This window comes from Amycolatopsis sp. NPDC059657 (genome assembly GCF_042734395.1).
Classification (GTDB): domain Bacteria; phylum Actinomycetota; class Actinomycetes; order Mycobacteriales; family Pseudonocardiaceae; genus Amycolatopsis.
The window spans coordinates 51412-60010 of the sequence record NZ_JBHWEB010000055.1 but is presented as its reverse complement, the minus strand read 5'-3'; the positions used below and the strand labels follow the sequence as shown (position 1 = coordinate 60010).

4 protein-coding genes and 1 pseudogene are annotated in these 8599 nt (G+C 69.7%); 2 read left to right on the top strand and 3 right to left on the bottom strand.

Annotation, left to right across the window (positions count from 1 at the left end; genetic code table 11):
• Positions 1-1354: pseudogene (locus ACFV15_RS27305) on the top strand (exo-beta-D-glucosaminidase); the annotation flags it as partial.
• Here the strand turns inward: ACFV15_RS27305 and ACFV15_RS27300 are convergent.
• Both ACFV15_RS27300 and ACFV15_RS27295 read right to left on the bottom strand, forming a co-directional pair.
• On the bottom strand, positions 1347-2624 hold the full coding sequence (locus ACFV15_RS27300) for a hypothetical protein (RefSeq protein WP_378353458.1): 1278 nt from the start codon (positions 2622-2624) through the stop codon (positions 1347-1349). The pseudogene ACFV15_RS27305 and the gene ACFV15_RS27300 sit on opposite strands and share 8 nt — an antisense overlap.
• A 16-nt stretch (positions 2625-2640) precedes the next feature.
• Positions 2641-4056, bottom strand: a complete 1416-nt coding sequence (locus tag ACFV15_RS27295; RefSeq protein WP_378353457.1) for a S8 family peptidase — start codon at positions 4054-4056, stop codon at positions 2641-2643.
• Positions 4057-4258: 202 nt separating this feature from the next.
• Here ACFV15_RS27295 and ACFV15_RS27290 point away from each other — a divergent pair, with 202 nt between their 5' ends.
• Positions 4259-7228, top strand: a complete 2970-nt coding sequence (locus ACFV15_RS27290) for a BTAD domain-containing putative transcriptional regulator (protein ID WP_378353456.1) — start codon at positions 4259-4261, stop codon at positions 7226-7228.
• Positions 7229-7288: 60 nt separating this feature from the next.
• Here the strand turns inward: ACFV15_RS27290 and ACFV15_RS27285 are convergent, their stop codons facing one another.
• Positions 7289-8536 (bottom strand): alpha/beta hydrolase family protein, encoded by a 1248-nt coding sequence (locus ACFV15_RS27285; RefSeq protein ID WP_378353462.1) that lies wholly within the window; start codon positions 8534-8536, stop codon positions 7289-7291.
• Positions 8537-8599 lie beyond the last annotated feature (63 nt).

Below are 8599 nucleotides of genomic sequence, written 5' to 3'. Positions count from 1 at the left end.
GTATAAGAGACAGACCACCGAGGGCCTGCGCCTGCGCAATCACCCGAGCATCCTCAGTTTCTACGTCGGCAGTGACACGGCGCCGACGCCGCGCATCGAGCAGGAGTACCTCGACGGGCTGGCGGTCTCCGACTGGGACACGCCGGTCATCACGTCGATCACGTGGCGCGAAAGCCCGCAGCTCGGCCCGTCCGGGAACAAGGGATACGGCCCGTACTGGTGGGTCCCGCCGAACTATTGGTACGGCGACCAGCGTGGTGGCGCGTTCGGGTTCGAAGCCGAGCACGGTCCCGGCCCGGCGATCCCCGAGCTGACAGCGCTTAAGAAGATCCTCTCGCCCAAGGAACTGGACAAGCTGTGGAAGGACGGCGAAAGCGTGCAGTTCCACCTTTCGCCCTCGGAGCACTTTGACAAGCTCGCCGAGTTCTACACGGCACTTGTCGAGCGCTACGGCAAACCGCACGATCTCGAAGACTTCGTGATGAAGGCGCAGCTGGCCGGTTACGAGACCAATCGCGCGCAGTTCGAAGCGTTCGGTGCCAATCAGTCCAAAGCGGACCGTCCGGCGACCGGCATGATCTATTGGCTGCTCAACAACGCTTGGCCGTCGCTGTTCTGGCACCTTTACGACCACTCGATGACGCCGAGCGGCGGTTATTTCGGTGCCAAGAAGGCGATGCGGCCGCTGCACGTCCAGTACACCTACGACGACGGCATGGTCGCGCTGGTCAACACCGGGCTCACCGAGGTGCCGGGGCTGAGCATCCAGACCACCGTGCTGGACGAGAACGGCGTCGCGCTGCACGACGAGACCACCCCCGCGACAGCGCCGGCCAACGGCGCCGCGCGCCTGGTGGACGTTCCGCTGCCAGAAGGCGTTTCGACGACCTACTTCCTCCGGCTGCAGCTGCGTGACTCGGCTGGCAAGCTGCTCGACCGCAACGTCTACTGGCTCTCCACCAAGCCGGACACGCTCGACTACGAAGCCCCTGACTGGCGCACGACCCCGCAGGTCGACTACGCCGACTACACCGATCTCAGCCGGATCCCCGAGCAGAAGGTGAACGTCAAGGCGGCCAGCAAGGCCACGGGCGACGACATCACCACCACGGTCACCATGACCAACTCGGGCTCGAAGGTCGCGTTCTTCCTGCGCGCGACCGTCACCAAGGGCTCGGCGGAAGACGAGGTCGCGCCCGCGGTCTGGAGCGACGACTACGTGACCATCTGGCCAGGCGAATCGACCACACTGACCGCGCAGTACCGCCGGTCCGATCTCGGCAGCGCCACGCCGACCGTGAAAGTCGGCGGGGTCAACGTGGAAAACCTGCGGGTCACCGCGCCGATCAAGTAGCGGCCAGCGCCGAAAGCATCGCGTAGGCGACCTGCTGACCCGTCACGTCCGAGTGCCCCATGATGAAGGAGTCGGCGCGCAGGTTGTTCGGCACGCCCGCGTGCCAGGTGTAGCCGCCGCCGACTCCGAGCAGGTCGGCGAAGGCCGCGCCGGGTGTCTTGAGCGCCCCGTTGCGGCCGATGCCGCCGTAGACGCTGTTCGCGTCGCCGATGTCGGAGGCGACCTGGTTGGCGATACGCGACGCGATGGCGTACGCGATGCCGACGCACAGGTCGTTGGCGGTGTGCGTGATGAGGATCGGGCCGCGCACGGTGCCGTCGGTCAGCACGTCGCGGAAGAACCCGGACTGCGAACCGGCGTCGTCGCTCCAGTCGTCGGCGAACCCGTAGTGCGAGAAAGCGGCCTGCAGCAAGGTCATCGTCGCGATCGAGCCGGCGGACAGCGGTTTGGCCGCGGCAGTGACCAGGCGTCCGCCGAAGCTGTGCCCGGCGAGATGGATGCGCAGGTCCGGCCGGTTCTGGCGGATCTGCGCGAGCACGGGCGCGACGCCCAGCTCACCGATGATCCCCGCGCGCGCCTTCATCTCGTAGTAGCTCAGGAAGTTGAGCAGGTTGGTCGCGGCACCGAACACGCCGCCGAGCGGACCGCCGAACCCGGCAGCGCCGCCGGGCGCGCCGGGTGGCGGAGGCAGCACCGGGACGGCGAGCCGGTCCATCAGCGTGCCGCCCGGAACGTCGAACAGCTCGTCGGAGGCGTCCTCACGGTCGGCGGCGTCACGGGCGACCAGTGTCTTCAGCTTCTCCGCGAAATCCGCGCGCGCGGACGCCAGGTCGGATAACTGCGGCACGAGTGCGGCAACGTCGTCCAGCGTGCGCTGCGCTTCGGGGCCGGTGAAAGCCGCGCGGAGCTCCTCGATCTGGGCGGCGATGGTCTCCTGGTCCGCCGGTGACCCGGCAGCGGCGGCGGCCAGCTGGGGCAGCTCGAAACCGGCGAACATCCGCGACGGCCAGATGACGCCCGCGATGCCGATGCGGCGCCCGGCGATCTCGGGCACGGTGGCCTCGTCGAGGTTGACCCGTAGTGAACCGGCGAGCCCGCCATACAGCCTCCTGGCCGCGTCGATGTCGTTGTTCCAGCCATGGCTGAGCACCAGCAGATCGGTGAGCCCCGGATCGGCGGCGAGCCCGAGCACGGCACCCGCGTCGCCCACCAGGTGCCCGTCCTTGTCGAACTGGACCTCCGCGCTGGGGAATCCGAAAAGGTCGGCCACGACTGCTCCCTCCCGCTCACACCGATTGGATGGCCCGCATCAGGTCGAGCAGGCCATGCCCTTGGAACGCGGGCACCCGGCCGAGATCGGTCGCGGTGCCGGTGAAGATCCGCTTGACCTCCTCCGGACGTCCGATGAACTCGCCCCTGATCGACAGGAACGCCGCGATCGCACCGGAAACATGCGCCGCGGCCATGCTCGTCCCGCTGTCTTCGAGGTAGTGGACGGGCGGCTCCACCTCGGACTTGGCCTCGATGCGGCCACGGATCGCGCCCGCCGCGCACGACAGGATCCGCTCGCCGGGCGCGACCAGGTCGGGTTTCGCGCGCCCGTCGCCGGTCGGTCCCTTCGACGAGAAGTACGAGACCCCGTACCGGTGCGGCATCTCGCGATGCGTCGAACCGACGGTGATGGCGGCTTCGGCGTTGCCGGGGTCGTTGATCGTCAGGTCCATGCCGGCGGCGACGGCGCCCTTCACGATGTCCTGGTTGTAGCCATAGCCGGTGTTCCCGGCCGCGACCACGACCACGACGCCGGACTTGACCAGCCGGGTGACCTCGACGCACAACGGGCTTTCCCCGCAGGCGAACCACTGCGGGTCGAACGGATACCCCACCGACAGGTTGACGCCCTGGATCTTGAGATCGCGGCCGTTGCCGTTGACCTGCTGGATGTCCTGCAGCGCGGCGATGATCGCGCTCGTTTCGCCGTCGCCCTTCTCGTTGAGCACCTTGTAGCTGACCAGCTTGGCCAGCGGCGCGATCCCGGTCATGCGATCGGCCTGGACGGGCAGGTAGTGCACGTCGTTCCCGAAATCGAGTTCGGCACGCACGACCGTGCCGGAGCCCTGGCCCGCGATGATGCCCGCGACGTGCGTGCCGTGCCCGAACTCGTCGGTGAGCGGGCTCGCGTTCTTGGTGAAGTCCTTGTGCTCCACCGGGAGCGTGACGTCGAGCGAGTGGCCGAAATGCGGGTGCGCGTGGTCGATGCCGGAGTCGACGACCGCCCAGGTGATCCCGGCACCCAGCGCCGCGAACGCGGTACGCGCCGCGTCGGCCTTCACCGTGGCGCACGACCTGTTGATCAGCGCCTTGACCGTGAAGTCGGGCCAGATCCGGTGGATCGCGCGGTGCTCGGCGGCCCGGTCGCGGCGCACCACCTCGAGCAGCGCCTCCGGGCTGAGCGACGCGACGACGTACTGCCCGAGCTGAGCGGTGCGCCGCTCGTCGACGCTCTCGTCGGCCACCTCGTTGACCAGCGCATGGATGGCGCGGGCGGCCGCTTCCCGCCCCTGGGGGTAAGCAAGGTTCAGGTCGATCACGACCCGCTGCGGCGCCTCCGCGGCGGCATCCATGCGCTGGAGCAACGGGACCGCGATGACCGAGCCGTACAGCTCACGCGCGTGGAACCGCGTGCCATCGGGCTCGGTCATCAGGGGCCCCTCCCCACCTCGGTGCTCGCCGACTTTGTCGGCAGCCCACCGAGCGGTGTTACCTGGATCACAGCAAGCGGTTCGGAAGTGTTACCCGGCCCGCTGCTCCCTCCCACCGAGAACCTGCCCCATCACCCGCCCAGATTCCGCCCAGATCGCGCCCCGAGATAACAGCGAGATCTCAGTACCCGATACTGAACCGGTGGAGTTCCGCGTTCTGGGGCCGTTGGACGTCCGCGCCGTGGGGGGACCCGTCGAGCTGGGCGGCCCGAGACAGCGTGCGGTGCTCGCCGCGCTGCTGCTCAGGGCCAATGAGCTCGCCTCGGTCGAATACCTGACCGGCGCCGCGTGGGAGTCGCCGCCGGCGACGCCCGAGTCCAACCTGCGCACCTACATCTCCGGGTTGCGGCAACGGCTGGCACAGGCGGGTGACGATCCCGGCAGACTCTCCACCCGGCCGGGTGGCTATGTGCTCCGGGTCGACAGGGGCGAGCTGGACCTCGCCACGTTCACCGAGCTGACCCTCGCCGGCGAGACCGCTGCCGGGAGCCGGGAAGCCGCGAGCTGTTTCAGCAGGGCGCTGGCGCTGTGGCGCGGCCGCCCGCTCGAAGGGCTGCACGCCGGGCAAGCGCTTTCTGTCGAGCTGACCCGGCTGGAGGAACGCCGCCTCGCCGTCGTCGAAAAGCACCTGCGCGCCCGGCTCGACCTGGGTGAGCACGCCGACCTCATCGCCGAACTGCGGCGCCTGGTCGCCGACCATCCGCTGCGCGAGGAGCTGTGGGGTCACCTGATGACCGCGCTGCACCGCTCCGGCCGCCGCGCCGACGCGCTCTCGGCGTACCAGGAACTGCATCACCTGCTCGACGACGAGCTCGGCGTCACGCCCGGCCGGTCGCTGCGGCAGTTGCAGGCACAGATCCTCGAAGACGACGCCCGCATCGCGCCGAAGCCCGCCTTCGGGCAGGTCCGCCAGCTGCCTCCGGCCATCAATCACTTCACCGGCAGGCGGCAGCAGCTGGCCGAGATCGTCGCCACGCTCACCGGCGAAGGCAAGGCCAGCCTGCCGATCGCGGCCGTCACCGGGCAGCCGGGCGCCGGGAAGAGCGCGCTCGCCATCAAGGCCGGTCACGAGCTCGCCCCGGCGTTCCCCGACGGCCAGCTGTTCATCGACCTGCTCGGCGCGGGTGCCCGCCCGCGCGACCCCGGCGACGTGCTCGCCCGGTTCCTGCGCGAACTCGGCGTGCCCGGCGTCGAAATCCCGAGCGCGGCCGACGAGCGCGAGTCCGTGTTCCGCGCCAGGCTCGCGGGCAAGCGCGTGCTGATCGTGCTCGACAACGCCGCCGACGAGGCCCAGGTCCGGCCGCTGCTGCCGGGCAACCCGGACTGCGCGGTGGTCGTCACCTCACGGCGCAGGCTGACCGGGCTCGACCTGAGCCTGCGGATCCAGCTCGGCGAGCTGGATCTCGACGACGCCGTCTCCCTGCTGACCGATCTCGCGGGCTCCCCCCGCGAAAAGCTCGCCGCCCAGCGGATCGTGCGCTGCTGCGGGAATCTGCCGCTGGCCATCCGGATCATCGGCACCAAGCTGCGCACACTGCCGCACCTGAGCGCGGAGACGATCGCCGACCGCCTCGAGGACGAACGGCACCGGCTCGACGAGCTCGTCGGCGGCGACCGCGAGGTCAGGGCCGGCTTCCTGGTCAGCTACGAGCAGCTCCGGCCCGACGAACGCCGCGCGTTCCGCCTGCTGGCGCTGCTGCCGGGCACCGACTTCGCGTCGTGGGCGGCGGCCGCCGCCCTCGGCACCGACCGGCGCACCGCGGAACGCCTGCTCGACGCACTCGTCGAGGCGAACCTGGTCGAGGTCGGCAGCCCGCTGCGCTACCGCTTCCACGACCTGATCCGCCTGCTCGCCGAAGAGCGGATGACCGCGGAAACCTCGCCCGAGGCCCGCGAGGCCGCACTGGACCGGGTCTTCCAGGCCTACCTCCAGGTCGGCCAGCGAGCCGACGCGGCACTCGACTTCGGCGGCCTGCACCAGTTCGAGGTGGCGCCGCCGTCTCCGGAAATCGACGCGCTGGCAACGGAATTCGCCCGCGACGCGCCCGCCTGGTTCGACTCCGAGCAGCACTGCCTCCTCGATGCCGTCGAAAAGGCGGCCGCAGAGGGACGCCCGGAGATCACCTGCCACCTGTCCGCGACCGTGGCCGCCTACCTGGAGCTGCGGTCCCGCTGGGACGACCTGATCAGGGTCGCCGAGCTGAGCCTCGCGGCCTCGCGCCAGACCGGCGACATGTACTGGACGGCGTACGCGTACTTCGCACTCGGCCTCGCCGCCCGCGACCAGCACGACGTCCAGTCCGCCCGCAAGTACTTCGGCCAATGCCTCGCCGCGCTGCCCGCCGCGAACGACCCGCGCCTGGAGATGGTCACGCTGCTCGCCGTCGGCGTCGGCCAGCGCTTCCAAGGCCATTACGACGCGTCGGCCGACTGCATCAAGGCCTGCCTGGCCAAGCTGTCCACAATGGACGAGCCACGCTGGGTCGCCTACGCCAAGCGCGAACTCGGCATCCTGCACCGCTACCGCGGCGAATGGGCCGAAGCCCAGCAGTGCCTGCAGGAGGCGATCGACGAGTTCGTCCTGATCGCCGACCGCCGCTGGGAAGCCGCGTGCCTGCGCGAGCTCAGCGTGGTCCACCGCGAACTCGGCGAGCTCGACTCGGCACTGCGCCTGGCGCACACCAGCCGCGGCCTGTTCCACGAACTCGGCGACCTCCGCCGCGAAGCGGCGTCCTGGCGTTCACTCGCCTACGCCTACCGCGCCCAAGGCGAGACCGACACCGCGCAGGTGTGCTGCCGCCGCAGCACCGAGTTGTTCGCCCTCACCCTGGACGTCCACGGCGCCGCCATCACCGAAGTCCTGCACGCGGAGTTCATCGCCGAGCAGGGCGACCACGCCCAGGCCTTGCACCACGCCCGGCACGCGCTCTCGGTGTTCCAGGAACTCGGCGATCCGCGGTGGACCGGCAAAGCCCAGCTGAGCCTCGGGTCGCTGCTCAACGACGCGGGCCTGCTGGACCAAGCCCGCGAAGCGTGGCGCGACGCCCACACCACCCTCGCGAGCCTGGAAGCCGTCGAGGTCGCGGAGGCCGAAAAAGCGATCACCCGCTGACTGGGGTCGTGAGTGTTCTCGCCGGTTAGAACCGGCCGTACCACTCACGACCCCGACTGGTCACTCGATGAACGTGACCTCGGGGTAGCGGGGCGAGTCGGCGTCGAACAGGTGCTTGTCCCGGCCGAGCAGGTGCAGGGCGAAGAACGCGTCGAGGTAGTCGCGCTCGGCCGTCAACGCCTTGGTCGCGTCCACCGTGCCGACGAACATCTCGCGCCGCTCGGCCGGGATCAGGTTCGCGAGTTGCGGCACGATGGCCTGCAGGTCGCTGTAGCTGTGGTGCGCGCCTTGCTTGAGGAGCAGGTCCCGCTTCCAGCCACGCTGGTTCCCCCAGAAGTCACCCCAGGTCTTGTCGGCGGGGTTCAGGTGCGTGTGCTCGAACCCGAACCCGCCGCCCATCAGCAGGAACGGCCGGTCGAGGCCGCGCTTGACCACCTCGCCTGGCAGGTATGAACCGTCGAAGCCGTAGCCCATCGTGCCGTCGAGGTTGACGCCCGCGTCGATCCGGCGATCGGCCACCATCGTCTCGCCTGCGGTGAACCCACCGTAGGAATGGCCGAACATGCCCACCTTCGACAGGTCGAGGGCACCCGCGAGGCCGAGCGGGAGCGGGCGGTGCTCGGCGTCGGGGTTGGCGCCCTGGTTGAGCTTGGTGAGCTGGTCGAGCAGGAACCGGGTGTCCGCGACGCGGGCGTCGATCGCGGTCTTCATGGTCTTCGGGTCGTTGCCGAGCTGGAGCTGCGTTTCGACGCGGCCGCCGGGGAATTCGACGGCGGCGGACTCGAAGGTGTGCGACAGCGAGACGACGATGTAGCCACGGCTCGCCAGGTCGTCGGTGAGCACGGCGTGCAACTCGCGCGGGGAACCGAAGCCGGGCGAGAAGAGCACCACGGGGCGCTTTCCCTGCCACCGGTCCACGGGAGTGCCCGCGTGGGCGTCGCGCTCGGCCGAGCCCCAGTCGACGGACCCCTTGGGAAGACCGAAGAAGTTCGGGTCGGCCGCGGCCTCCTCGACGACGGGCGCCAGCTTCTCGCTCATCCACGGCACCCGCGGGGCGTCCGCGGTGAACCAGGACGGATAGGTGACCGTGGCCATGACCTCGCGCTTGCGGTCGGGCTTCCACGGGTCCTGGCGCGCCTGATCGACCAGGTGCAGTGTCGTGGTGCCGACCTGATGGTGACCGGTGAGCGCGGGCAGGGTCAGCTCGACCTTGGCCGGGGCCGCCGAGGCGGGCGCCGCGACGGCAAGTGCGGAAATGGCGGCTAAGCCAGCAGCGAACAGGCCACGGCGGATGGGCCGATGCGGCATGGTGGACACTGAATTTTCCTTCCCCCAGATGATTCGTCCTCGGTTTCCACCGTGCCAGAGCCG

Excerpts from the sequence above, each read along its gene's own strand:
- ACFV15_RS27295 (WP_378353457.1), bottom strand. The coding sequence starts at position 4,056 with ATGACCGAGCCCGATGGCACGCGGTTCCACGCGCGTGAGCTGTACGGC.
- ACFV15_RS27285 (WP_378353462.1), bottom strand. The coding sequence starts at position 8,536 with ATGCCGCATCGGCCCATCCGCCGTGGCCTGTTCGCTGCTGGCTTAGCC.